This is a genomic window from Nocardiopsis metallicus, assembly GCF_014201115.1.
Lineage (GTDB): Bacteria > Actinomycetota > Actinomycetes > Streptosporangiales > Streptosporangiaceae > Nocardiopsis > Nocardiopsis metallicus.
Window position 1 is genome coordinate 5,502,060 of record NZ_JACHDO010000001.1, and the last position, 22,331, is coordinate 5,524,390.

The following is a 22,331-nucleotide window of genomic DNA, read 5'->3' on the forward strand; positions in this document are numbered from 1 at the left end:
ATGGTTTTCGAAGTGGCGGCCGTGCTGTGCGCGGTGACCGCCGTGTGGGTCCTGTTCGGTTCGAACCAACGACGGGTGCTGAGGCTGGTGGCCGCTGCGCCGGAACACGACGCGGGCACAAGGACGTCCGCCCGGCGGCCGCTCGGACCGTGGCTCCGGCTGTTCGCCGGGCTGGGTGCCGCGACCCTGTCGGTGGCCCTGCTCGGTGCGGTGGGCGGTCTGGCCGCGGCCGGTGGCGGTGCCTTCCTGTGGTTACGGGCCCGGGAGCGCCGTAGGCGCCCCGAACGCCTACCGGTCACCGACGACCTGCCGGTGCTGATCGGGCTGATCGCCTCGGGTATTCGGGCCGGGGTGACGCTTCCGGCCTGCCTGACCGCGGTGTCCGGCGCCGCCCGCGGCGGTCTGGGGGAAGAGATCGCGGCCGTTTCCGAGCAGTTGAGACTGGGTGCCGAACCCGCCCTGGCCTGGCGGAGGCAGGCACTGCCCGAGCCGCTGGCCGAGGTCGGCCGGGACCTGATCCGCGCCACCGAGACCGGAGCGCCGGTGGCCGACCAGCTCGACCGGCACGTCGCCGACCTGCGCAGGCAGCTGAAGGCCCGGACCACCGCCCGGATCGAGCGCATGGGAGTCCTGGTGGTCGCTCCCCTGGGCCTGTGTTTCCTGCCCGCCTTCATCCTGATCGGCGTGGTCCCCATGGCCGCCGACCTCCTCACCACGGCCCTGTCCTACTAGTCGGTGGTCTGGTTCGGCGTCGGCCCTGGTAGCGGACCGGGAAACGGGGCCAGCCGACGGTCAGGCGCAGGGCGAGGGCGGTGGTCAGCACAAGGACCAGCACGGTGGTGGAGACGGTTCCCACCAGGCGGGAGAGCGTGCTCGGCCGGGCGGGGTCCTCGTGGGCGAAGCGGCCGACCGGGTTCGGGGCGGCTTCTGATTCGGGAGGCACCGGTGCCCGGATCGTGGCGCTGGCCCTCGGCGGGCCCCGCTCCGGGGCCGGCTCTGGCGTGCTGCTCTCCGAAGACGCGGTGTTTTCCGCAGGCGCGGTGTTTTCCGGAGCCGCGGTGCCCTCCGAAGGGGCCAGGCCTTCCGAGAACCCGGTGCCCCCTGAAGGCTTGGAGCCCTCCGAGGGCTGCGGACGGGTGGGGCGGGAGGGTGGCGGCACCGGCCATCGAGGGGTTGCGGGGGAACTGTCCGGTGTTGGTTCGGGGCCCGGCGGCCCCGGTGCCGGTCTCGTGGACGGGCCCCGCGCTGGTGCGTCCAGGGGGTGGAGGCCGGGTGGGCAGGGGCCGGGCGAGGTGCTCGGAGCGGGCGAGGGTTCGGAGTCGTGCAGGAGCGCGGGGGCGGGCAGGGGCGTTGCGGCGGAGTCCCCGGAGCAGGGTTCGGGTTCGGCGAGGACCGGGCCGCACAGCAGGAGGGCGCAGGCCAGGGCCGGGTGGACGGTCACTCCACCTCCTCGCTGGGGTCGTGGACGGGTCCGGCCCTTGCGCGAGCGCTGACCTCCCGGGGCAGAGCTGACGCGGGGAGCGAGACCGTCACCGTGACGGTGAGGCCGCTCAGCTCGCAGGTGTCGAGGGTGGCGCCGTTGGCCTCGGCGGTGCGCCGGGCCGCCGCGCAGACCGTCCCCGTCCCCTCGTGGGCCCGCGCCGCCGCCGCGAGGGCGGCGAGGTCGGCGGCGGCCGAGGCGCGGTCCCGGTCCAGGCGGGCCGTGGCGGTGAGGAGCAGCGCGTAGGTGAGGAACCACAGCAGGACGCACAGGGAGATCCACCAGGCGGTGGCCGAACCGGCGTCCGGCGGCCGAGGTCTGGCCTGGCAGCGGCCGGGTTCCCTGGGACCGGGCTCTCCTGGTCCCGGCGGCCTCATCCGCCCGGTTCCAAGGGGACCGCCGCGCTGCCGCCGACCCCCAGGGGCGGGGCCCGGAGCGGCCCGAGGCCCAGCTCCGCGCGTACGGTGACCCTGGCCATGCCCGCGCTCTCGGTCAGCTCGGCCCTGGCCTGTTCCGGGGCCGCGGCCAGGGCCAGCGCTCGGGCGTGTTCGGGTGGCTCTCCCCGGGCCAGGGCCCGGGCCCCGATCCGGGCGGCGTCGGCGCAGGAGAGCTGTGCGGCCGCCGCGTTCAGCGCGCTGAACGCGATGGCCAGCATGAGCAGCAGCGAGGGGAGCACCATCGCGGTCTCCATCGTCACGGAGCCGCGGTCAGGGGCGGGCGTGGAGGGCATCGGTGATGATCGTTCGCAGAGCCGAACTGACGGGTTCGCTGCCGAGGATGAGGATGAGGGCGCCGGCGAAGGTGACCGCGGCGACGGTGCACATCGCGTACTCGGCGGTGCTCATGCCCCGGTCAGAAGCGAACGAGGGCGGGATCGGGCACGGGAAAGAGAACATGGGGCCTCCCGGGTGGGCCGGACGGAGAGGGTTCCGTGCGGCCATTCCAGGTTGCGCCGTTCCGGTCCGGAGCGAAAGCCGCTGCCCACAGCCTGTGGATAACTTCCCCGCCCGCACGCCCCGCCATCCGCTCCTGGGAAACGGCTCCCGGTCAGCCGTTGTCCGTCGCGGGGGTCCCGGTCTCCTCGGCCCCCTCGGCGGAGTTCCCGCCTTCCGTGTGCCCGGGGCCCACCTCGGGGTCCGGAGCACCGGTTCCCAGGACCTCGTCGAGGAGGCGGAGGGCCCCGGGTTTGCTCAGGGGTTCGTTGCCGGTTCCGCACTTGGGTGACTGGACGCACGAGGGACAGCCCTGTTCGCACTCGCAGTCGGCGATCGCCGCCCGGGTAGCGCCCAGCCACTCGCGGGCCCGGGCGTAGCCGCGTTCGGCGAATCCCGCGCCGCCGTCGTAGCCGTCGTAGACGAACACCGTCAGCTTCCCGGTGTCCCCGTGTACGGCGGTGGAGACGCCGCCGATGTCCCAGCGGTCGCAGGTGGCCAGCAGCGGGAGCAGGCCGATGGCCGCGTGCTCGGCGGCGTGGGCGGCGCCCAGGAGCGCCACGTCCTCCTTGCGGAGCCGGTTCTCCCCCTCGTGCGGCAGGGTCCACCAGACCGCGCGGGTCTGGAGGGTGCGCTCGGGCATGTCCAACGGCTGTTCTCCGAGCACAGAACCGGTGCGCACGTCGCGTTTGAGGAAGCCCACCACCTGGCGGGTGACCTCCACCTCGCCGAAGCAGACCGTGGCGCCGCTCGGCCAGGCCTCCTCGCGCAGCACGGACTTCACGGTGATGTCCGTGGTGTCCCTGGCCCAGGTGCTGTAGGGCGGTTCGGCGGCGCGCACCAAGGCCACGCCCTCGTCCAGGTCGAGCTCGTCGACCAGGTAGGTGGCGCCCTGGTGGAGGTAGACCGCCCCCGCGTGGACGGTGCCGTGCGCGGCCGCATCGTCGATCTCGCCGAGCAGCTGGCCGCTGGCGGTGTCGACGATCTGGACCGGTGGGCCGCCCGCCCCGCGAATATCGGCTAGGTCACTTGCTCGCTCGTGGCTTGTCCAGAACCAGCCTCGTGGGCGCTTTCTGAGTAGTCCCCGGGCCACGAGTCCGGCCAGTTGCCCCTCGGCCGTCTCGCCGAAGAGGTCGAAGTCGGCACGGGTGATCGGTAGTTCCTGGGCCGCCGCGCACAGGTGAGGACCGAGGATGTGCGGGTTTTCCGGATCGAGGACGGTGGCCTCGACCGAACGCCCGAAAATGGCCTCCGGGTGGTGCGCCAGGTAGGTGTCCAGGGGGTCGTCCCGCGCGATGAAGACCGCCAGGGCGTCCTCCCCGCGGCGCCCCGCCCGGCCCGCCTGCTGCCACAGCGACGCGAGCGTGCCCGGCCAGCCGGCGATGAGCACGGCGTCCAGGACGCTGATGTCCACCCCGAGCTCCAGGGCGTTGGTGCTGACCAGGCCCAGGAGCTCACCCGAGCGCAGGGCCTCCTCCAGTTCCCGGCGCTCGTTCGCCAGGTAGCCGCCGCGGTAGGCGGCCACCCGGCGGGCGAGGTCGTGCTCGCCGTTCTCGGTGAGCATCCGCTGGGCGTTCAGCGCGACCACCTCCGCGCCCTGGCGCGAACGCACGAACACCAGCGTTCTGACTCCGTCCCGAACCAGGTCAACGAGCATTTCGGCGGCCTGGGAGGGCGCGGTCCTGCGCACCGGGGCGCCGTGCTCGCCGGTGAGATCTGTCATCTCCGGCTCGACCAGGGCGACGGACATCCCCGGCCGGGGCGATCCGTCCTCGCTCACCGCGGTGACCGGGACCCCGGTCAGCCGGGTGGCGCTCTGGGCCGGTGAGCCCGAGGTCGCCGAGGCCAGGACGAACACCGGTTCCGAGCGGTAGCGGGCGCACACCCTGCGCAGACGCCGCAGGATCTGCGCGACGTGCGAACCGAAGACCCCCCGGTACCGGTGCGCCTCGTCGATCACCACGTAGCGGAGCCGCCGCAGGAACCTGGACCACGCCCCGTGCCTGGGCAGGATCCCGTGGTGCAGCATGTCCGGATTGGTCAGGACGTAGTTGCCGTGCTCGCGCGCCCAGGAGCGCTCCTCGGCGGTGGTGTCCCCGTCATAGACCGCCGCCCGCATGCCCGAAAGCCCCAGGTCCGTAATCCCTCTGAGTTGGTCCTGGGCGAGCGCTTTGGTCGGTGAGAGGTACAGAACCGTTTCGCCGGAGTCAACCGCCTCCACCGCGGGCATAAGGAAGGCAAGCGACTTCCCCGAGGCGGTACCCGTGGCTATGATCACATCACGGCCCGAGCGTGCGAGGTCGGCGGCGGCTGCCTGGTGGGACCACGGACCCGTGATCCCCCGTTCGGCCAGTCGTTCGACCAGGTGGGGGGCTGTCCACTCCGGCCAGTCCCCGCTCACACCCGCGTTCCGGGCCACATGCTCGATATGGGTGACCTGCGGGTACCGGTTGTCGTCACGCCACACGCCGGGGAGCACGGGCTCCGATCGCCTCATCGAGTCCCCTCCTCACTGGACACGTTCACGAGCCGTCGGCCCTCGCCCCGAGGTCGGGCCAACGGTCGACATCGGTTTCAGTGTGGCATCCGGGGTAGGAGTGGCGCGGGGTGACTGTTTTCCTGTGCATAGCGGGAAGACACTCACGAGACCCGTGGTTGAATGCGTGCTGGTGGGGTAACGCCCGGCAGAGATACTTCGCGATATTTCGCGGTTCGGCGCTGGAGGACTTGTGGATTTGAAGCTTGATCATTACACCGAGGGCGACACCGAGATCGTCGTCGTTGAGGGTGAGATCGATGTCTATACCGCGCCCCGGCTCCGTGAGCTGTTGATCGACCTGGTCAACAAGGGCAACTTCCACCTCGTGGTCAACATGGAGAAGGTGGAGTTCCTGGACTCGACGGGCCTCGGCGTGCTTGTGGGCGGCCTGAAGCGGGTCCGTGCTCACGACGGGACCCTGGACCTGGTCTGCACCCAGGAGCGGATCCTGAAGATCTTCCGGATCACCGGCCTGACCAAGGTGTTCGGCATCCACGGTTCGGTGCAGGAAGCCATCGACAAGCGCTCCTCGAAGTAACCCAGAGCGAGCGATGGCAACCATCACGCTCACGATCAGCGCGCTTCCCGCCCACGTGCGCACGGCGCGGCTCATGGCCGCGACCGTCGCACGCCGGGCGGGCATCGCGGCCTCCGCGATCGACGAGATCAGGCTGGCGGTCGGAGAGGCCTGCTCCCGGGCGGTGGCGGCCCACAAGCTGCACTGCCCCACACAGCCGATCCTGCTCCAGCTGATCGACGGAAGCGGACCTGATCCGGTGTCGGACCCCCGCACCGACACCTCGAGCCGAACGCTGCGCGCCAACGGGAGCGCTACACGACGTTTCGAGGTCGTCGTCTCGGACCGTGCCCCCGCCAAGGACACCGACGAGACGGCCAACCACCTGGAGCCCTTGCTCGACGGCCTCTTCCTGGACGGCGAGGACACCCCTCCCGGCGGAATCTCCGGGTTCTCGCCCGGCCTCGGTCTGGCGGTGATCACCGGCCTCGCCGACGAGGTGTCCATCGATCCCAAGGACTCGGGCACGGTGGTCCGGATGAGCTGGCCGCTCCAGGCGGACCAGACCCAGAACCCGAGCTCGAACTAGCTCGAAGCAGACAGCACGTAACGAAGGGGTGCCTCCCGGTGCGGGAGGCGCCCCTTCGTCGTGGTGTGCCCAGCATGGGCAGTTGCTTGGAGGTGGAAGTCCTCTAGAGGAAGCGGCAGTGCTAACTCTGAGCCGGAGGCAACGGCGTCACCGCGAGGTGGGGTCGGGAGGAAGCCCGAGGCGAAACCCTGCACTGAGGAACACGAACCGCATACAAGGCAGTCCGGTCGGGGTGAGCCAGCCATGGATGGCGAAGCCCGTCACTGCCAAGACGGCCGGGGTGTAGATGCGGCAGGCGTAGGGGGAAAGTAGCTGTTCTTACCTGGGGAGGTCTGTCCGGGTGTCGGTTGTGCTGAGTATGTCGCCGCGCCGACGGCCGCGACCGCAAGGGAGCGGCTGACCGGGCAGAAGTCAGCAGAGGTCGTAGTACCAGCCGGGATCGCTCGTGGGCTGGGAAGGGCCGAACGTCAAATGGGACAGAGGAACCGGTGCCGCTCGTGCTGGTCACACAGATCGCAGCCACCCCGCCGAAGGCGGGCCTGCGGTGGGAGGGGACGGTGCATTTCCGTTGAGTACCGCCGTAGAGCGTAGTGACCTGTCGGCGCGGCCTGGAGACGATGTCCACCACGGCCAGGGGGATCTGTGGCAGCGAATGCTGTCCAGCGCGAACCTGGCCGCGGCGCTCGAACGGGTCGAGACCAACCGGGGTGCCCCGGGTGTGGATGGAGTCACTACCGCTGATCTGCGGGGATGGCTGCGCGAGCACTGGGAGGGCGTTCGGGAAGAACTCGACGCGGGGAGATACCGGCCCTCGCCGGTCCGCCGGGTGATGATCCCCAAGCCCGGGGGCGGCGAGCGGATGCTGGGTGTTCCCACGGTGCTGGACCGTTTGATCCAGCAGGCCATCGCGCAGGTCCTCACCCCGATCTTCGACCCGGAGTTCTCCGGGTCTTCGTTCGGGTTCCGTCCCGGCCGGTCCGCCCATCAGGCGGTGCGGGTCGCGCGGCGGGCTATTGAGGACGGCCACCGATGGGTCGTGGACATCGACCTGGACCGGTTCTTCGACCGGGTCCAGCACGATGTGTTGATGGCCCGGGTGGCGCGCAGGGTTGACGACCGCAGGGTGCTGCGACTGATCCGGTCCTTTCTGGAAGCCGGGATCATGGCGGACGGGGTCAAGATGCCGAGCGCGCAGGGGACCCCGCAGGGGTCTCCGCTTTCGCCGGTCCTGTCCAACATCATGCTCGACGACCTGGATCGGGAGCTGTGGCGTCGCGGTCACCGGTTCGTGCGCTACGCCGATGACATCCGTGTCTTCACGCGTAGCAGGCGGGCCGCTCACAGGGTGCTCGACTCGATCACGGTCGTGGTCGAGCAGCGGTTGAAGCTGAAGGTGAACCGGGAGAAGTCGAAGGTGGTTCCGGCATCCGTCGCGACGTTGCTGGGGTTCGGTTTCTACTTCACCCGGGCCGGGGTGCGTATCCGGGTCGATCCCAAGGCGCTCAGGCGCTGGAAGGTGCGGATCCGGGAGCTGACCTCGCGCCGGTGGTCGGTTGCGATGGAGTATCGCATCGGCCGGTTGAACCGGTTCATCGTCGGGTGGATGGGTTACTTCCGGCTCGCGGACACCCCCAGGGTGTTCCAGGGGTTGGATGAATGGCTCCGCCGCAGGATGCGGCAGGTCCGTTGGAAGGAATGGAAGCGGGCCAGGACCCGCCGCCGGATGTTGCGCTCGCTCGGTATCTCGGATCGTGTGGCCCGGGACTGGGTGATCAGCAGCAAGGGGTACTGGCGGATCGGTGGCTCGGTCGTCCTTCAGCAGGCGCTGCCCAACTCCTACTGGGAGGGCTTTGGTCTGCGGATGCTCAAGCCGACCTGGCAGCGGTTGAGATCAGTTTGACGAACCGCCGGATGCGGGCCCGCATGTCCGGTGGTGTGGGGGGAGGGCCGGGCGACCCGGCCCTCCTACCCGATCGTTCGGTGTCCGGACCGTTCGGTGCCCGGGGCCGAGGGCGCCGCTCCCGGCCCCGGGCCCCGGCTCAGTCGCAGGTCTGGGAGGAGACCTCCGAGGTGGCCCTCAGACCCGCCTCGGCGTTCTCGGCGACCTCGTCCGCGGTCAGCACGTAACCGGTCTCGTCCTCGTTGGTGGCCGCGGCGAACACGACGCCGTACACCGTGCCGTCCGGGGCCAGCAGCGGGCCGCCGGAGTTGCCCGGGCGCACCACGGCGCGGACCTGGTAGATCTCCCGGCTCACCTGCTGCGAGTGGTAGAAGTCCGAGCCCTGCGCGGTCTGCTTGGCCCGGATCCGCGCGGGAACGGCGGTGAAGCCGCTGTTGCGCGGGAAACCCGCCACGACCGCGTCGTCGCCCTGGGCGGCCCCACCGTTGAACTCCAGCGGCGACAGCTCCATCCCCGGCACCTGCAGCACGGCCAGGTCCTGCTGGGCGTCGAACAGCACCAGGGTGGCCTCCAGCTGGTACCCGTCCCTGGTGACCACGCGCAGGTCCTCGGTGACCCCGGCGACCACGTGGGCGTTGGTCATGATGCGGTCGTCGCCGTAGGCGAAGCCGGTGCCCTCGACCCGCCGCTGGCAGCTGGGCGCGGTGCCCAGGACCTTGACCACGCTGCGGCTGGACTCGATGAGCTCGGGGGTGGTGAGCACGTCCGGGTCGGGCGGCTCGACCTCGGCCAGTTCGCCGGTGCCCAGTCCGCTGAACACCTGCGGGAACGCGCTCTGGTCCACGACCCGGCGGAAGGTCGAGAAACCCTGGTGGGCGGCGGGCGGCATCAGCGAGTCCACCGACTGGAGGATCCGCGAGTCCTTGACCTGGTTGGACACGTACGGCAGGGCCGAGTTGGCCACCGTACTGCCGATGAACCAGGCCACCAGGAGCACCGAGATCCCGCTGACCACGGCCCCGCCCAGCGCGTCCACGACCCGAGCCGAGTCCCAGGTGACCCTGTTGCGGACCAGCGTGCCCAGGTAGGAGGAGATGAACTGGCCCAGCGCGGCGGACAGGAACACCACGGCGATCGCCAGCAGTGCCTGGCGCCCCGGGTCGGCCACCCAGTCCTGGATGAGTCCCGGCGCGGTGACCGCCGCGAGGATCCCGCCTCCGATGAAGCCGACGAAGCTGAACACGCCGACGATGAAACCCTGCCGGTAGCCGGTCACCGCGAACAGCAGCAACAGGACGACCAGAACCGCGTCGAGCACGGATGCCCTCCAAGAAGTGAGCGTTACCCGACCGGCCGGAGGCCCTGCGGGGTGGCTTCGAACACGTCTGTTAGAGCCGCGTCACGCCAGGGAAGTTCCCATCCCCCGAGAGTGAGCAGGCTGTCGATGATCGCGCCCGTGAAGCCCCACACGAGCATGTTGTCGACCCGGAAGCCCGGTCCCCACATCGGGCCGCCCCCGTAGCGGACCTTGACCCGGTTGGCCGGGTCGGCCAGGTCGGTGACGGGCACCCGGGAGACCGCGGCGACCTCGCCGGTGTCGGCGGCCCGCACCTCGGAGGGCTCGCGCCACCAGCCGAGGATGGGGGCGACCCGGAAGTCGCTGAAGCTCAGGTAGAGCTCGGGCAGGCGGCCGACCACGTCGATCCCGGCGGGGACGGCGCCGGTCTCCTCCTCGGCCTCGCGCAGCGCTGCGGCCTCCGGGGAGGGGTCCGTGAGCTCGATCCGCCCGCCGGGGAAGGCGGGCTGTCCCGCGTGGCGGCGCAGTCCGTCGTTGCGCTGGATGAGCAGCAGGTCAGGACCCCGGTCGGTCTCGCCGAAGAGGATGAGTACGGCCGACTCGCGGCCTCCCTGTGCGGGCGGACGCATCGGCGGGGGTACCGGCATCGCCTGAGCGGCGTCCGCGAGCGCGGACAGCCAGAGCGGGGTCGAGTTCATACGCAGAACCTGTTCCGGGGGTTGTCGCGCCGACGGGTGTACGGGTGAGTTCGCAGGGGGCCGGATGTGTGCGCTCTCACGTGATCAGGGTACAAACTGCCGCCCCCTGAACCCGCCCGCGGTGAGCCCGGGGCGAGGACGGGGGCTGAGGGCGGCGCAGGTCCCGGACGGGAGGCGCCCTGCCCTGTGGCCAGGACACGAGCGCGAAGTGCCTCTGGGTCAGGCGAACGAGCGCATGCGGAGGAGCTTCGTGGCGGTGGCCTCGTCCGTGGGGCCCTCGCCGAAGGAAGGGCACCAGTGGGCCAGGACGCAGGCGCCGCAGGCGGGCCTGCGGGCGTGGCAGACGCGGCGGCCGTGCCACACCACGCGGTGGGACAGCATCGTCCAGTCCTTGGGCGGGAAGAGCTCACCGATCGCGTGCTCGACCTTGACCGGATCCTGCTCGTCGGTCCACCCGAAACGGCGGACGAGACGCCCGAAGTGGGTGTCCACGGTGATCCCTGGCACATCAAAGGCATTACCGAGCAGTACGTTTGCGGTCTTTCGTCCTACACCGGGTAGTTTGACCAGGTCGGCGAGGTTTCCAGGAACCTCGCCACCGTGTCGTTCGCACAGGGCCTGACCAAGCCCCAGCAGGCTGTTGGCCTTGGCCCGGAAGAACCCCGTCGAACGAATCATCTCCTCCAGATCCTCGCGCCTGGCCGAGGCGTAGGCCTCGGCGTCGGGATAGCGCGCGAAGAGCGCCGGAGTGACCTGGTTGACCCGCTTGTCCGTGCACTGCGCGGACAGGATCGTCGCGACCAGGAGCTCCAGCGGGGTGGTGAAGTTCAGTTCGGCGTGGGCGTCCGGATACAGCTCCGAGAGCTCCCGGTACATCTTCCGGGCGCGTCGGACCAGCGCGAGTCGGCTCTCGCCGGTGGGCGTCGCCTTCTCCGCGGGTACGACCGCATCGGTTGTCGCGGTGTCAAGGGGCTCGGAGCCACCGGGCTCTGGGGTGTCACGAGGCATCGTCACAGGGTAGGCGTCAGGGTGCGGGGGCACACCCGGGTCGTCGGAATTCGGCGGCGCGCCGTCGTTTGGCCTGGTGACCGAGATTATGTAACCAATGTCCGGTCGCACGGCGCGGACAAGCCCTGACACAGGCCGATTACGACTAGGATCGCATGGGCTGACGTCGGCTGTTGTGGGCACGTTGTCTCCCGGCGGACAAGCCGAGGTAACGACCTGGTTTCACACCCGGTTGCGATATAAGTCACACTGTTGACGGTCAGGTTTTAGGAGGACGTGTGGACGAGATCAACGAGGTGCTCCGGAAGGCCCCTCTGTTCGAGCCGTTGGACGAGGAGGACACTGCCGCGCTCCGCTCCTCGGTGAACGAGGTGCGCCTCGGTCGCGGTCAGACCCTGTTCAACGAAGGTGACGAGGGCGACCGCCTGTACGTCATCCTCAGCGGGAAGGTGAAGCTGACCCGCACGGCCGTCGACGGCCGCGAGAACCTGCTGGGCGTGCTCGGCCCCAGCGAGATGTTCGGTGAACTGTCCCTGTTCGACCCGCGCCCGCGCACCGCGAGCGCCGTGGCCGTCACCGATTCCGTGCTCGCCGGGCTCGGCCACGACGACCTGCGGCCGTTCCTGTCCAGCCGCCCCCAGGTGGGTCTGCAGCTGCTGAAGTCACTGGCCGCCCGTCTGCGCCGGACCAACGACGTGATGGCCGACCTGGTCTTCACCGACGTGCCCGGCCGTGTGGCCAAGGCCCTGCTCGAGCTCGCCGACAAGTTCGGCAAGGAGGGCGACGACGGCCTGCACGTGCACCACGACCTCACCCAGGAGGAGCTGGCCCAGCTGGTGGGCGCCTCCCGTGAGACGGTCAACAAGGCCCTCGCCGAGTTCGCTCTGCGCGGCTGGCTGCGGATCGAGGCCAAGGCCGTGGTGCTGCTGGACGTCGAGCGCATGCGCCGCCGCGCCCGCTAACGGATTCCAGCGGGTTCCGGCTGGCTCCGGTCGGCTCTGGCACACGCCAGAACGCCTCAGCGGGACCCGAGACGCTGTGCGGCCGTCGCCCTTCGGGGTGACGGCCGCAGCGCTGTCAGGGGGCCTACAGGACCGCGCAGGGCCCGCTGTGGTCGGCAGGCCCGCCGGTGCACGTCTTACTTCTTCATGTCCGGCGTCAGTTCTCGACGCCCTCCGGGAGTTCCCCCTTGGCCGCCAGGTAGCGCAGCTGCGCCCGGACCGAGGAGGCGGCCGCGGGACGGACGCTCTCCACGACGTCCGGGTAGACCCGGTCGATGACCTCGTCCACCTTGGTCGCGCCGGCCTCCACCGCGTCGCGGACCTGCGCCAGGCGCGCCTCGCGGTGGTCGATGTAGGAGTTGAGCGCCGCCAGCGGCGACGTCAGGATCGGGCCGTGGCCCGGCAGCAGGGTCCGCACCTGGTGTTCCCTGGTGAGGTCCCTGAGCCGGTACAGCGAGTCCATGTAGGGGGCCAGGCCGTCGTCACCGTCGATCACCGTGGTGCCGTGGCCCAGAACCGTGTCGCCGGTCAGGATGGCGCTGTCGGCCTCCAGGAACAGGCAGATCGAGTCGTCGGTGTGGCCGGGGGTCGCGAGGACCCGCAGCTCCAGACCGTCCGCGCGGATCAGCTGGTCGTCCTCCAGCCCCGAACCGCTCACCCGCGTCCGCGGGTCGACCGCGTGCACCGGGGCGCCGGTCAGCTCCGAGAAGTACCGGGAGCCCTCGCAGTGGTCGAAGTGCCGGTGGGTCACCAGCGTCATCAGGACCTGGGCGCCCTGCTCCTGCACGGTCCGCGCCACCCGTTCCAGGTGCCGTTCGTGGTGCGGCCCGGGGTCGACCACCACGACCCCGCGCGCACCCGGTTCCCGCAGGATCCAGGTGTTGGTTCCCTCCAACGTCATCGGGCCTGGGTTGGGGCACAGTACGCAGCCGGCGCGCAGTGTCCCGGAACCGTCGATCCTCATCGCACCTCGCTTCGCTCGCCGAAACCGGACTGGTCTGAAGGACGGCCAAGAGGACATGCTGGGAAACCTTTCCGCGACAGAGCACTCCACACCAGCGGGCGCGGACACTCACGGATTCGCGTTGGGCCTCGGTAGGGGGAAGTCGCTGCCGTCCGGGGCAACGACACGGATCTGACCGTCGATTTCCCGAACGTCCGGTTCGATGGGAACGATATCCCGTAGGGCTTCCCTCACACCCCGGAGGGTCCGCCGCTCCGCCAGCTCAGCGCAGGCGATGACGGTCGGCGGCAGCATCGGCATCCGCCCCGCCTCCCACTCGGCGGCGACCACGGACGGATCCGTCCACTGGGTGAGGTCGGCCTCCCCGCCGACATCGCGCGGAGCCTGCCCGGGCGGGAGTTCGGCGGTGAAGAACCAGGTGTCGAAGCGGCGCGGCTGGTTCTCGGGGGTGATCCACCGGGACCACGCGCGCAGCCACTCCGAACGCAGCACGAGCCCGCGCCGGTTCAGTACCTCGGTGAAGGAGTGGGTGTGGTCGATGAGGCCGAGCCGGTCCCGCTCCCAGTCGTCGGTGGCGGTGTCGAGGGTGATGGCCTCCTCCCCCGCCCGCTCCGGTTCGCTGGCCAGCAGGACGCCGGTCTCCTCGAAGGTCTCCCGGACGGCGGCGCACACCAGGGCCCGGGCCATCGGCACGTCGGTGCCCAGGACACCGGCCCACTCCTCGGGCTTGGGGCCGGTCCACGGGAGGTCGCCGTCGGCGTCGCGCTCGTCCACCCGGCCGCCGGGGAACACGAAGGCGCCCGGGGCGAAGCCCATGGAGGGGACCCTGCGCATGAGCAGGACCTCCATGGGGCGCTCCGCCCGGGCGCCCGTGGCGGCCCCGGCGGCGGTCGTACCGGCCGTGTCCGCGGCGGCCGTGGTGCCCGCCGCGGGGCGCAGCAGCATCACGGTGGCGGCGGGGCGGGGCCGGGCCGCACCGTCCTCGCGGGCCACACCGTCGTTCTCGGTCATCGACGTACTCCTGTCGTTCACGAAAGCCGCGCTGTGGCCCGGGAGGTCCTCGGGTCCGGTCAGCGGACCTCGACGATCATGTCAACCTCGACCGGGGCGTCCAGCGGCAGGGCCGCGACACCGACGGCGGCGCGGGCGTGCACCCCGGCCTCGCCGAACACGCTGCCGAGCAGCTCGCTGGCCCCGTTGATCACACCGGGCTGGCCGGTGAAGTCGGGGGTGCTGGCGACGAAACCGCCCACCTTGACGATCCGCACCACATTGGTCAGCTCGCCGACCTCGGCGCGCACCGCGGCGATGGCGTTCAGCGCGCACAGGGCGGCCAGTTCCTTGGCGGTATCGGCGTCGACCTCGGCACCGACCTTGCCGGTCGCGGGCAGCCTGCCGTCGACGAACGGCAGCTGGCCGGAGACGTAGACGTGGTCACCGCTGCGGACGGCCGGCTGGTAGGCCGCGACCGGGGGAACCACCTCGGGCAGGGTCAGTCCCAGCTCGGCGATGCGCTCCTCGGGGGTCGCCATCTACTTGGCCCGCTTCATGTAGGCCACGTACTGCTGGTTGCGCGGGTCGGTGCCCTCGGGCAGCGGCGCGGGCACGACGGAGACGAGCTCCCAGCCGTCCTCGCCCCAGTTGTCCAGGATCTGCTTGGTGGCGTGCGACAGCAGTGCCACGCTCTGGTACTCCCACTTGGTCATCGTCTACCCCTCTCGGTCACCGGCGGCCCGTGGGGCCGCACCTCAACGCCGCTCACCTTACTCACCCGCACCCACCCGGCAGGCCAGGCGTACCGGGTCACGCCTGGGCCGGGAGCCGACTCCGCAGCGCGCTCCCGACGGGCCCCGGGTAGGTCGCGCCGCACGCGCCCCACGCCTTCGGTACGTCTCCGGGGCGGTCGCGGGCGGGGCGCGCCCCGCCCGCGACCGCCCCCGACGAGGGCCCGCACATAGACTCCGTGGGGTGAACGATCGTGAACAGGGACCGCGAGAAGCCGATCCGGCGGCGGCGTTCGCCGGTGCCCGGCTGCACATCGTGACGGGCAAGGGCGGTACGGGGAAGACGACGGCCGCCACGGCGCTGGCACTGTCCCTGGCCTCCCGGGGCGGGCGAGTGCTCCTGGTCGAGGTGGAGGGCCGCCAGGGGGTGGCCACCCTGCTCGGCAGCCCCTCGCTGCCCTACGAGGAACGCGAGATGATCTCCGCGCCGAACGGCGGTTCCGTGCACGTGCTGGCGGCGGACGCCGAGGCGGCCCTGCTGGAATACCTCGAGATGTTCTACGGGATGCGGCGGGCCGGTCAGGCGCTCACCAGGCTGGGCGCCGTGGACTTCGCCACCACGATCGCCCCCGGGCTGCGGGACGTCCTACTCACCGGCAAGGCGACCGAGGCGGTCCGGCGGCGCGCGGGAGCGCGGCGCCGTGCCACGGACACCCGTTCCGACGCGCCCTACCACTACGACGCCGTGGTGATGGACGCCCCGCCCACCGGGCGGATCGGGCGGTTCCTGAACGTCAACTCCGAGGTGGCCGGGCTGGCGAAGGTCGGCCCGATCCGCAACCACGCCGACCGGGTCATGGAGGTCATCCGCTCCACGCAGACCCGGGTGCACTTCGTGACGGCGCTGGAGGAGATGCCCGCCCAGGAGACCCGGGACGGGATCGCCGAGATCGGGGAACTGGGCCTCGACCTGGGCGCGGTCGTGGTGAACATGGTCGCCGCGCCGCTGCTCGACGAGACCGACCTGGCCGCCGCGGCCGCCGCGGACCTGGACACCGCCGAGCTCGCCTCAGGGCTGAAGGCCGCGCGGTTGGACCCCGCACTGTCGGAGCACCACGAGGAGCTGGCCGCGGACCTGGCCGGGGAGGTGCGGGCCCACGCCCTGCGCCATCGTCTGGAGGAGCGGGTCCGGGGTGAGCTCGAAGCGCTGGGCCGACCGCTGGTGGAACTCCCCCGGCTGGAGGGCGGGGTGGACCGCGCCGCGCTGGCCGACCTGGCACGGCGGCTGACCGAGCAGGGGGTGGGACGGTGACCGAGCAGGCGAGCGCCCGGCGGGACGTCGGCGCGGGGGAGGGTTACCGTCTGGAGCCGGACGAGAGAGAGGGCGGCCGTCTGGACGTGGACGCGCTCCTGGGCGACCCGCGGACCCGGATCGTCGTGTGCTGCGGGGCGGGCGGGGTCGGCAAGACCACCACCGCCGCGGCGCTGGGCCTGAGGGCCGCCGAACGCGGCAGGCGGACCGTGGTGATCACCGTGGACCCGGCCCGGCGGCTGGCGCAGTCGATGGGGCTGGCGGAGCTGGACAACACCCCGCGCCCGGTGCCGCTGCCCGGGACGGGCGAGCCGGGCGAGGGCAGCCTGCACGCCATGATGCTCGACATGAAGCGGACCTTCGACGAGGTGGTCAGGGAGCACGCCGACCCCGAGCGGGCCCGGCAGATCCTGGCCAACCCCTTCTACCAGACCCTCTCCACGAGCTTCTCCGGCACGCAGGAGTACATGGCGATGGAGAAGCTCGGGCAGCTGCGCCAGTCCGGCGAGTGGGACCTGATCGTGGTGGACACCCCGCCCAGCCGGTCAGCGCTGGACTTCCTCGACGCCCCCAAGCGGCTCGGGCGGTTCCTGGACGGCAAGCTCATCCGCTTCCTGAGCACCCCCGCCACCGGAGCGTTCCGGCTGCTGGGGGCCGGGTTCAACGTGGTGAGCTCGGTGGTGGGCAAGGTCGTCGGCGCCCAGTTCCTGAGCGACCTACGGGCCTTCGTCTCGGCCTTCGACACGGTGTTCGGCGGTTTCCAGGAGCGCGCCGAGCGCACCTACCGGCTGCTCCAGACACCCGGGACGGCGTTCGTGGTGGTGGCGGTCCCGGACACGGACGCGATGCGCGAGGCCTCCTATTTCATGGACCGGCTGGCGAAGGAGTCCATGCCGCTGGCCGGGCTGGTGATCAACCGGACGCACCCGCTGCCGACCGGTCCCGGGGGACGTCTGGGCGCGGTCGAGGCGTCGGCCGCGGCGGGGGCCCTCGCGGAGGCGGGCACCCACCCGCTGGCGGAGGCGGCGCTGCGGCTGCACGCGGAGCGGGTACGCACACACGAACGCGAGGCACGGCTGCGGTCCCGGTTGCTGTCCGCGCACCCAGGGGTGCGGGTGACCGAGGTCGCGGCGCGGCCCGAGGACGTGCACGACCTGGCCGGGCTGCGCGGGGTGGGGTCCGCGCTCGCCGGGGGGCCTCAGGACCCGGTGGAGGGACCGGAGGGGACAGCGGCGGAGGAGACCCCGGACGCCCGCTGAGTCCCGCCGGGCTCAGGTGGGCGCACCGGACTCAGCCGGGTTCAGCCGGGCCCTGGAGGCCCGCCGGACTCAGGCGAGCGCCTCCCCCAGGACGCGAACGAACCGGGACAGGTCGTCCGCGCCCTGTCCCCGCGCCCCTTTCAGCAGGGGTCCCCAGTCGGTGACCTCCGGGTGCTTGCGCAGCAGGGAGCGGCGCTCGCGTTCGGTCATGCCGCCCCAGACCCCGAACTCGACCCGGTGGTCCAGCGCGTCCGCCAGGCACTCGGTGCGTACGGGACAGCCCTGGCAGAAGAGCTTGGCCCGGTTCTGCGCGGCCCCCTGGACGAACAGTGCGTCGGGATCGATTTGTCGGCACAGTGCCTTCGTCGTCCACTGGTTGGTCCACATGTGGCCCACTTCCCAGACGTATGGTTGCGCTCGCGGTCCCAGGTGGTTGTTGTGCTCTGGTTGAGTGGAGGTGAACACGGTGGCCTCCCGCTACCGCGTGGGGTGCTACGTGCACGTGTTGTCACGACACCCCCGTATCTCGAAAGTACGGTTCGGATCGCCGCGCCAACAGAACCCACTCGACCCACTTTCCGTCCCATGGATATGGCCCGAGCGGGCCATTGCGCGACCGGCCCTCCCCTCCCCGAGCGGGGGAAGGGACACAGGCCGGACGAACCGGGCAGAGGCCGGTCAGCGTTAACCGTGGAAAGATGGTCCGGGGGCACGGCTCGCGCGTCGGCATGGGCGATTCAGCGCCAAAGCGCACCGTCCGTTACCGATCGCACCGCTTTTACGCGTTCGCGGTCACTTAGTCTGATGGGGTGGGTCAGGGGACATTGCTTCAAAGAATCAGCCAGCTGGTGGTCGTCGGCGTGATCGCCGGCCTCCTCGTCGCCGCGCTCGCCCTCCCGGCGGTCGGCGGCATGGGGATCACCGCCCGCAACGTCGCCAGCGGCTTCCTGGACATGCCCAGTCAACTGGAGACACCGCCGCCCCCGCAGCGGTCCACCATCTATGACCGCGAAGGCGGCGTGATCGCCGAGATCTTCGACCAGAACCGTGAGCTCGTCGACATCGACGACATCTCCCCGGTGATGATCGACGCGATCCTGGCGGTCGAGGACTCCCGCTTCTACGAGCACAGCGGCCTGGACGTGTCCGGCACGCTGCGCGCCGCCATCCGGACCGCGGGCGGCAACACCGAGGGGGCCTCCTCCATCACCCAGCAGTACGTGAAGAACGTCCAGATCGAGGCCGCCACCTCGCAGGAGGAACTGGACGAGGCACGCGAGGAGACGATCGCCCGCAAGATCCGGGAGCTGCGCTACGCGGTCGCCCTGGAACAGCGGATGTCCAAGGACGAGATCCTCGAGGGCTACCTCAATATCGCCTACTTCAGTGACGGCGCCTACGGCGTCGAGTCCGCCGCGCAGCACTTCTTCCAGGTGCCCGCGAGCGAGCTGGAGCTGCACCAGGCCGCGACCATCGCCGGCCTGGTCCGCTACCCGTACCTGTACAACCCGCGCTTCTTCCCCGAGCAGACCACCGATCGGCGCAACGTCGTCCTGGACCGCATGGTCGCCACCGAGGCCATCACCGAGGCGGAGGCCGAGGAGGCCAAGGCCGAGGAGATGGACCTGGACCTGGACACCCCGCCCAACGGGTGCGTCCCCAGCGACCAGCCCTTCTTCTGCGACTACGTGGTGCAGGAGATCGAGCAGGACGAGCGCTTCGGCCCCAACGAGACCGAGCGGGCGCGCTGGCTGCGCACCGCGGGCCTGGAGATCCACACCACCCTGGACCCGCAGACGCAGGAGGCGGGTCAGAAGGCCGTGGACAAGTGGGTGCCGCGCAAGAACGACGCCCGCAAGGTGGCCGCCCAGGCGGTCATCGAGCCGGGCACCGGCCGCATCCTCGGCATGATGCAGAGCCGCAACTACGGACCCGACGAGAGCAAGCTCGGCGAGACGTCCATCAACTTCGTCACCGACGCGGACCGCGGCGGCAGCAGCGGCTTCCAGGCGGGGTCGACCTTCAAGGCGATCACCCTCGCCGCGGCGCTGGACAAGGGCATGCCCTTCAGCACCTCGTTCAACTCGCCGAGCACCACCACGGTGAGCGGGCAGGTCTCCTGCAACGGCGGTCGGCTCGAGTCGTGGACGCTGAGCAACGCCGGTGACAGCAACGCGGGCAACCACAACATGGTGTCCGGCACCAAGTCCTCCTCCAACACCTACTTCGCCCAGCTCCAGGCGCGTGCCGGGCTGTGCGACACGATCAAGATGGCCGAGAAGCTCGGGCTGAAGCGTGCCGACGGCACCCTGTTCACCGAGAACGACAACACCCTCGCCAACAGCAGCTTCACCCTCGGCAGCGAGGAGGTCTCCCCGCTGCGGGTGGCCAACGCCTACGCGACCTTCGCCTCCGGCGGCGTGTACTGCGAGCCGCAGGCCATCACCCAGATCGAGGACCGCCAGGCGGGCACCACCATCGACATCGAGCCGCAGTGCGAGCGCGTGATCGACGAGGACGTCGCCGACGGCACCAGCTACCTGCTGGCGCAGACCTTCAACGGCGGCACCGCCTCCAGCCTGGGCATCGGCCGTCCGGCCGCGGGCAAGACCGGCACCACCGACGGTTCCGCGGCGGCCTGGTTCGCCGGGTTCACCCCGCAGATGGCCAGCAGCGTGTTCGTCGGGGACCCCCGCGGCCCCCAGCAGCACCCGCTGCGCAACGTCCGGATCGGCGACCGCTACTTCGGGGTCGTGTACGGGGCGACGATCCCCGGCCCGATCTGGCAGGAGACCATGCGCGGCGCCCACGAGGGCCTGGAGACCGAGCAGTTGGCGTCCGCGCCGGGCAAGTTCGGCTCGACCTCCGAGCCCGCCCCGCCCCGCAACGACGATGACGACGATGACGAGGACGAGGCCAGCCCCGCCAGTGACGACGGCGGTGTGCCGAACGTCGTGGGTATGAGCGAGTCGGACGCCGTGTCCGCGCTGGAGGCCGCCGGTTACGTGGTGAACGTGTCCGGGACGACCGTCCGGTCGTCGGAGTCCGAGGGTTCGGTGGCCGCGGTCAACCCGAACCCGGGCACCCGGCTCCCCGAGGGGGCCACGGTCAACGTGTTCCTGAGCAGCGGCGGCGGCCGGGCCAGCACCGACGACGCTCCCGGCGGGGACTGGTACCCGGTGACCCCGGCGGGCCCGATCACCCGGGGGGACGGGGACTGATCCCCTACAACCCTGAGGGACCGGCCCCGGTGAGGTAGCGCCGGAGAGCATACGGAAGGGGGCGGTGGTGACAGGTCACCACCGCCCCCTTCACGTTGTGCCACGGCACCTCGGGAGGGCCCGGAAGGCCTGTTCGAGGGAGCCGCACGGGAGAAGCCGGGCCCGGAGGACCCGGAGGGCACCGGAGAGCCCTGGGAACCCCGGGAACCGCTACGCCAGCTGGCCCTTGACCTCGGCCGCCACGCGGGCGCCGTCGGCCCGTCCCGCGACCCGGGCGTTGACCACCTTCATGACCTTGCCCATCTCCTTCATCCCGGAGGCTCCGGTCTCACTGATCGCGGCGGCCACCAGCTGGGAGAGCTCGTCGTCGGTGAGGGGCTTGGGCAGGTAGTCCGAAAGGACCTCGCTCTCGGCCCGCTCGTTGGCGGCGGCCTCGGGGCGGCCGCCCTTGTCGAAGGCCTCGGCGGCCTCGCGGCGCTTCTTGGCCTCTCGGATGAGGAGCTTGGTGACCTCGTCGTCGTCGAGGGACCGCTGGGACGAGCCCGCGGACTCCTCGGTGGCGATGGTGGTGAGCACCATGCGCAGGGTGGCGGTGCGGACCTTGTCCTTCGCCTTCATGGCGGTGGTGAGGTCGGACTTGAGGCGGGCTTTGAGTTCGGACATGGCTCGATCCTACGGCTGCCCGACCCGACCGGCCCAACGGTTTGCGTACGGGGCGGCCCCGGCATCTGAGACGATCAGTCGACGACGAAGGAGGGCCGGATGGGCGCCGACAACAGACCACTCCTGCGCCGGATCGGGCGCGCGGCCGCGATCACCGGCGCGGTCGGTGTGGCCGGGCTGGGGTACGCCTCGGTCATCGAACGAAACTGGTTCCGGCTGCGCCGGTACGAACTCCCCCTACTGCCCCCCGGCAGCCCGCGCCTGCGGATCCTACACCTGTCCGACGCTCACCTGACGCCCGGCCGGAAGATGCTCATCGACTGGATCCGGGGGCTGGAGGCCTATGAGCCGGACCTGGTGGTCAACACCGGCGACTCGCTGGCGCACCCGGAGGCGGTCGGGCCCTTCATGGACGCCCTGGGTCCGCTCCTGGACCGCCCGGGCGCGTTCGTGTACGGGTCCAACGACCTGTTCTCCCCGCAGCTGAAGAACCCGGCGCGCTACCTGTGGCGGACCAGCAAGACGGACTACAACAAGCGCCGGGTGCCGGACCTGCCCTGGCGCGAGCTGGGCGCGTCGATGTCGGCCTCGGGCTGGCTGGACCTGAACAACCACAAGGGTGCGCTGAAGGCCAACGGGCTGGACGTGGCCCTGGCCGGGGTACACGACTCGCACATCAAGCTGGACCGCTACGAGGACGTCGCGGGCCCGGCCGACCCGGCGGCCGACATCCGGCTGGGCGTGCTGCACTCGCCGGAACCCGCCAACCTGGACCGTTTCGAGGCCGACGGCTACCAGCTCCTGCTGGCCGGTCACACGCACGGCGGCCAGCTGTGCCTGCCGTTCTACGGGACGCTGGTCACCAACTGCGGGATCGACCGCAAGCGGGCCTGGGGGCTCAACGGGTACGGCGACGCGTGGCTGCACGTGTCCGGCGGCCTGGGCACGTCCCCGTACGCCCCGGTGCGCTTCTGCTGCCGCCCCGAGGCCTCGCTCCTGGACCTGGTCGCACCCTCCTGAACTGCTGATTCCGCCCCGAAGATATTGACGTGCACAAGCACTCCCGGAGTCCGCTAGACTTGGGGACGTTGCTTCGGGGTGTAGCGCAGCTTGGCAGCGCGCTTCGTTCGGGACGAAGAGGTCGTGGGTTCAAATCCCGCCACCCCGACAGAGGCAGAAGGCCCGGTAAGGTTCACACCTTGCCGGGCCTTTGGCGTTGATGCGGCT

General features: G+C 70.9%; 23 protein-coding genes and 1 tRNA gene. 10 read left to right on the forward strand and 14 right to left on the reverse strand.

Annotated elements, in window-relative coordinates; genetic code table 11:
- On the forward strand, positions 1-732 hold the full coding sequence (locus HNR07_RS24085) for a type II secretion system F family protein (RefSeq protein WP_184366914.1): 732 nt from the start codon (positions 1-3) through the stop codon (positions 730-732).
- On the opposite strand, the gene HNR07_RS24090 is transcribed toward HNR07_RS24085, so the two are convergent.
- The 5 genes from HNR07_RS24090 to HNR07_RS24110 form a co-directional block, all read right to left on the reverse strand.
- Positions 710-943: a hypothetical protein gene (locus HNR07_RS24090; RefSeq protein WP_184366915.1), complete on the reverse strand. Its 234-nt coding sequence runs from the start codon at positions 941-943 to the stop codon at positions 710-712. The genes HNR07_RS24085 and HNR07_RS24090 overlap by 23 nt on opposite strands.
- A 494-nt stretch (positions 944-1,437) precedes the next feature.
- Entirely contained in the window at positions 1,438-1,857 is a 420-nt protein-coding gene (locus HNR07_RS24095) for an Rv3654c family TadE-like protein (protein WP_184366916.1), read from the reverse strand.
- The gene (locus tag HNR07_RS24100) at positions 1,854-2,210 is read right to left on the reverse strand and encodes a TadE family type IV pilus minor pilin (RefSeq protein WP_184366917.1); all 357 of its coding nucleotides are present in this window, start codon (positions 2,208-2,210) and stop codon (positions 1,854-1,856) included. Before HNR07_RS24100 ends, HNR07_RS24095 begins: the two co-directional genes overlap by 4 nt.
- Positions 2,188-2,376 carry a DUF4244 domain-containing protein gene (locus HNR07_RS24105; protein ID WP_184366918.1) on the reverse strand — a complete coding sequence of 63 codons (189 nt, stop codon included), beginning with the start codon at positions 2,374-2,376 and terminating at the stop codon, positions 2,188-2,190. The genes HNR07_RS24100 and HNR07_RS24105 overlap by 23 nt, the downstream gene beginning before the upstream one ends.
- 151 nt (positions 2,377-2,527) lie before the next feature.
- Positions 2,528-4,909 (reverse strand): DEAD/DEAH box helicase, encoded by a 2,382-nt coding sequence (locus HNR07_RS24110; RefSeq protein ID WP_184366919.1) that lies wholly within the window; start codon positions 4,907-4,909, stop codon positions 2,528-2,530.
- Positions 4,910-5,141: 232 nt separating this feature from the next.
- On the opposite strand from HNR07_RS24110, the gene HNR07_RS24115 reads away from it, so the two are divergent.
- The 3 genes from HNR07_RS24115 to ltrA all read left to right on the forward strand — a co-directional run bounded on the left by HNR07_RS24115 (position 5,142) and on the right by ltrA (position 7,957).
- Positions 5,142-5,489, forward strand: coding sequence for an STAS domain-containing protein (locus tag HNR07_RS24115; protein WP_026117083.1), 348 nt, complete (start codon positions 5,142-5,144; stop codon positions 5,487-5,489).
- A gap of 13 nt (positions 5,490-5,502) precedes the next feature.
- A complete protein-coding gene (locus HNR07_RS24120; protein WP_184366920.1) occupies positions 5,503-6,057 on the forward strand; it encodes an ATP-binding protein in 555 nt (184 codons plus the stop codon).
- A gap of 652 nt (positions 6,058-6,709) precedes the next feature.
- The gene (gene ltrA / locus HNR07_RS24125; protein ID WP_184361336.1) at positions 6,710-7,957 is read left to right on the forward strand and encodes a group II intron reverse transcriptase/maturase; all 1,248 of its coding nucleotides are present in this window, start codon (positions 6,710-6,712) and stop codon (positions 7,955-7,957) included.
- A gap of 139 nt (positions 7,958-8,096) precedes the next feature.
- Here ltrA and HNR07_RS24130 read toward each other — a convergent pair whose 3' ends face one another.
- The 3 genes from HNR07_RS24130 to nth form a co-directional block, all read right to left on the reverse strand.
- Positions 8,097-9,275: a MarP family serine protease gene (locus tag HNR07_RS24130; RefSeq protein WP_184366921.1), complete on the reverse strand. Its 1,179-nt coding sequence runs from the start codon at positions 9,273-9,275 to the stop codon at positions 8,097-8,099.
- Between the two features lie 23 nt (positions 9,276-9,298).
- Positions 9,299-9,952, reverse strand: coding sequence for an NUDIX hydrolase (locus HNR07_RS24135; protein WP_184366922.1), 654 nt, complete (start codon positions 9,950-9,952; stop codon positions 9,299-9,301).
- A gap of 219 nt (positions 9,953-10,171) precedes the next feature.
- Positions 10,172-10,960: an endonuclease III gene (gene nth / locus HNR07_RS24140; RefSeq protein ID WP_376769941.1), complete on the reverse strand. Its 789-nt coding sequence runs from the start codon at positions 10,958-10,960 to the stop codon at positions 10,172-10,174.
- A gap of 278 nt (positions 10,961-11,238) precedes the next feature.
- Here nth and HNR07_RS24145 point away from each other — a divergent pair, with 278 nt between their 5' ends.
- Positions 11,239-11,922 carry a Crp/Fnr family transcriptional regulator gene (locus HNR07_RS24145; RefSeq protein WP_017583862.1) on the forward strand — a complete coding sequence of 228 codons (684 nt, stop codon included), beginning with the start codon at positions 11,239-11,241 and terminating at the stop codon, positions 11,920-11,922.
- A 196-nt stretch (positions 11,923-12,118) separates the two neighbouring features.
- Here HNR07_RS24145 and HNR07_RS24150 read toward each other — a convergent pair whose 3' ends face one another.
- The 4 genes from HNR07_RS24150 to HNR07_RS24165 all read right to left on the reverse strand — a co-directional run bounded on the left by HNR07_RS24150 (position 12,119) and on the right by HNR07_RS24165 (position 14,631).
- Positions 12,119-12,925, reverse strand: a complete 807-nt coding sequence (locus HNR07_RS24150; protein WP_184366923.1) for an MBL fold metallo-hydrolase — start codon at positions 12,923-12,925, stop codon at positions 12,119-12,121.
- A gap of 108 nt (positions 12,926-13,033) precedes the next feature.
- On the reverse strand, positions 13,034-13,936 hold the full coding sequence (locus tag HNR07_RS24155) for an NUDIX hydrolase (RefSeq protein WP_184366924.1): 903 nt from the start codon (positions 13,934-13,936) through the stop codon (positions 13,034-13,036).
- A 59-nt stretch (positions 13,937-13,995) separates the two neighbouring features.
- On the reverse strand, positions 13,996-14,457 hold the full coding sequence (locus HNR07_RS24160) for a RidA family protein (protein WP_184366925.1): 462 nt from the start codon (positions 14,455-14,457) through the stop codon (positions 13,996-13,998).
- Positions 14,458-14,631 (reverse strand): DUF4177 domain-containing protein, encoded by a 174-nt coding sequence (locus HNR07_RS24165; RefSeq protein ID WP_017546677.1) that lies wholly within the window; start codon positions 14,629-14,631, stop codon positions 14,458-14,460.
- 262 nt (positions 14,632-14,893) lie between these two features.
- Here HNR07_RS24165 and HNR07_RS24170 point away from each other — a divergent pair, with 262 nt between their 5' ends.
- Positions 14,894-15,961, forward strand: coding sequence for an ArsA-related P-loop ATPase (locus HNR07_RS24170; RefSeq protein ID WP_184366926.1), 1,068 nt, complete (start codon positions 14,894-14,896; stop codon positions 15,959-15,961).
- 50 nt (positions 15,962-16,011) lie between these two features.
- On the forward strand, positions 16,012-17,220 hold the full coding sequence (locus HNR07_RS24175) for an ArsA family ATPase (RefSeq protein ID WP_184372573.1): 1,209 nt from the start codon (positions 16,012-16,014) through the stop codon (positions 17,218-17,220).
- 69 nt (positions 17,221-17,289) lie between these two features.
- Here HNR07_RS24175 and HNR07_RS24180 read toward each other — a convergent pair whose 3' ends face one another.
- The gene (locus tag HNR07_RS24180; protein ID WP_184366927.1) at positions 17,290-17,607 is read right to left on the reverse strand and encodes a WhiB family transcriptional regulator; all 318 of its coding nucleotides are present in this window, start codon (positions 17,605-17,607) and stop codon (positions 17,290-17,292) included.
- Positions 17,608-18,044: 437 nt separating this feature from the next.
- On the opposite strand from HNR07_RS24180, the gene HNR07_RS24185 reads away from it, so the two are divergent.
- Positions 18,045-20,441: a penicillin-binding protein gene (locus HNR07_RS24185; RefSeq protein ID WP_184372575.1), complete on the forward strand. Its 2,397-nt coding sequence runs from the start codon at positions 18,045-18,047 to the stop codon at positions 20,439-20,441.
- A 210-nt stretch (positions 20,442-20,651) separates the two neighbouring features.
- On the opposite strand, the gene HNR07_RS24190 is transcribed toward HNR07_RS24185, so the two are convergent.
- Entirely contained in the window at positions 20,652-21,104 is a 453-nt protein-coding gene (locus HNR07_RS24190) for a GatB/YqeY domain-containing protein (protein WP_184366928.1), read from the reverse strand.
- Positions 21,105-21,203: 99 nt separating this feature from the next.
- On the opposite strand from HNR07_RS24190, the gene HNR07_RS24195 reads away from it, so the two are divergent.
- Positions 21,204-22,124, forward strand: a complete 921-nt coding sequence (locus HNR07_RS24195; protein WP_184366929.1) for a metallophosphoesterase — start codon at positions 21,204-21,206, stop codon at positions 22,122-22,124.
- 74 nt (positions 22,125-22,198) lie between these two features.
- Positions 22,199-22,272: transfer RNA gene (locus tag HNR07_RS24200), tRNA-Pro, on the forward strand.
- Positions 22,273-22,331: the final 59 nt, after the last annotated feature.

Excerpts from the sequence above, each read along its gene's own strand:
- HNR07_RS24085 (WP_184366914.1), top strand. The coding sequence starts at position 1 with ATGGTTTTCGAAGTGGCGGCCGTGCTGTGCGCGGTGACCGCCGTGTGG.
- HNR07_RS24095 (WP_184366916.1), bottom strand. The coding sequence starts at position 1,857 with ATGAGGCCGCCGGGACCAGGAGAGCCCGGTCCCAGGGAACCCGGCCGC.
- HNR07_RS24100 (WP_184366917.1), bottom strand. The coding sequence starts at position 2,210 with ATGCCCTCCACGCCCGCCCCTGACCGCGGCTCCGTGACGATGGAGACC.
- HNR07_RS24105 (WP_184366918.1), bottom strand. The coding sequence starts at position 2,376 with ATGTTCTCTTTCCCGTGCCCGATCCCGCCCTCGTTCGCTTCTGACCGG.
- HNR07_RS24110 (WP_184366919.1), bottom strand. The coding sequence starts at position 4,909 with ATGAGGCGATCGGAGCCCGTGCTCCCCGGCGTGTGGCGTGACGACAAC.
- HNR07_RS24120 (WP_184366920.1), top strand. The coding sequence starts at position 5,503 with ATGGCAACCATCACGCTCACGATCAGCGCGCTTCCCGCCCACGTGCGC.
- ltrA (WP_184361336.1), top strand. The coding sequence starts at position 6,710 with ATGCTGTCCAGCGCGAACCTGGCCGCGGCGCTCGAACGGGTCGAGACC.
- HNR07_RS24135 (WP_184366922.1), bottom strand. The coding sequence starts at position 9,952 with ATGAACTCGACCCCGCTCTGGCTGTCCGCGCTCGCGGACGCCGCTCAG.
- nth (WP_376769941.1), bottom strand. The coding sequence starts at position 10,960 with ATGCCTCGTGACACCCCAGAGCCCGGTGGCTCCGAGCCCCTTGACACC.
- HNR07_RS24150 (WP_184366923.1), bottom strand. The coding sequence starts at position 12,925 with ATGAGGATCGACGGTTCCGGGACACTGCGCGCCGGCTGCGTACTGTGC.
- HNR07_RS24155 (WP_184366924.1), bottom strand. The coding sequence starts at position 13,936 with ATGACCGAGAACGACGGTGTGGCCCGCGAGGACGGTGCGGCCCGGCCC.
- HNR07_RS24160 (WP_184366925.1), bottom strand. The coding sequence starts at position 14,457 with ATGGCGACCCCCGAGGAGCGCATCGCCGAGCTGGGACTGACCCTGCCC.
- HNR07_RS24165 (WP_017546677.1), bottom strand. The coding sequence starts at position 14,631 with ATGACCAAGTGGGAGTACCAGAGCGTGGCACTGCTGTCGCACGCCACC.
- HNR07_RS24180 (WP_184366927.1), bottom strand. The coding sequence starts at position 17,607 with ATGTGGACCAACCAGTGGACGACGAAGGCACTGTGCCGACAAATCGAT.
- HNR07_RS24190 (WP_184366928.1), bottom strand. The coding sequence starts at position 21,104 with ATGTCCGAACTCAAAGCCCGCCTCAAGTCCGACCTCACCACCGCCATG.
- HNR07_RS24195 (WP_184366929.1), top strand. The coding sequence starts at position 21,204 with ATGGGCGCCGACAACAGACCACTCCTGCGCCGGATCGGGCGCGCGGCC.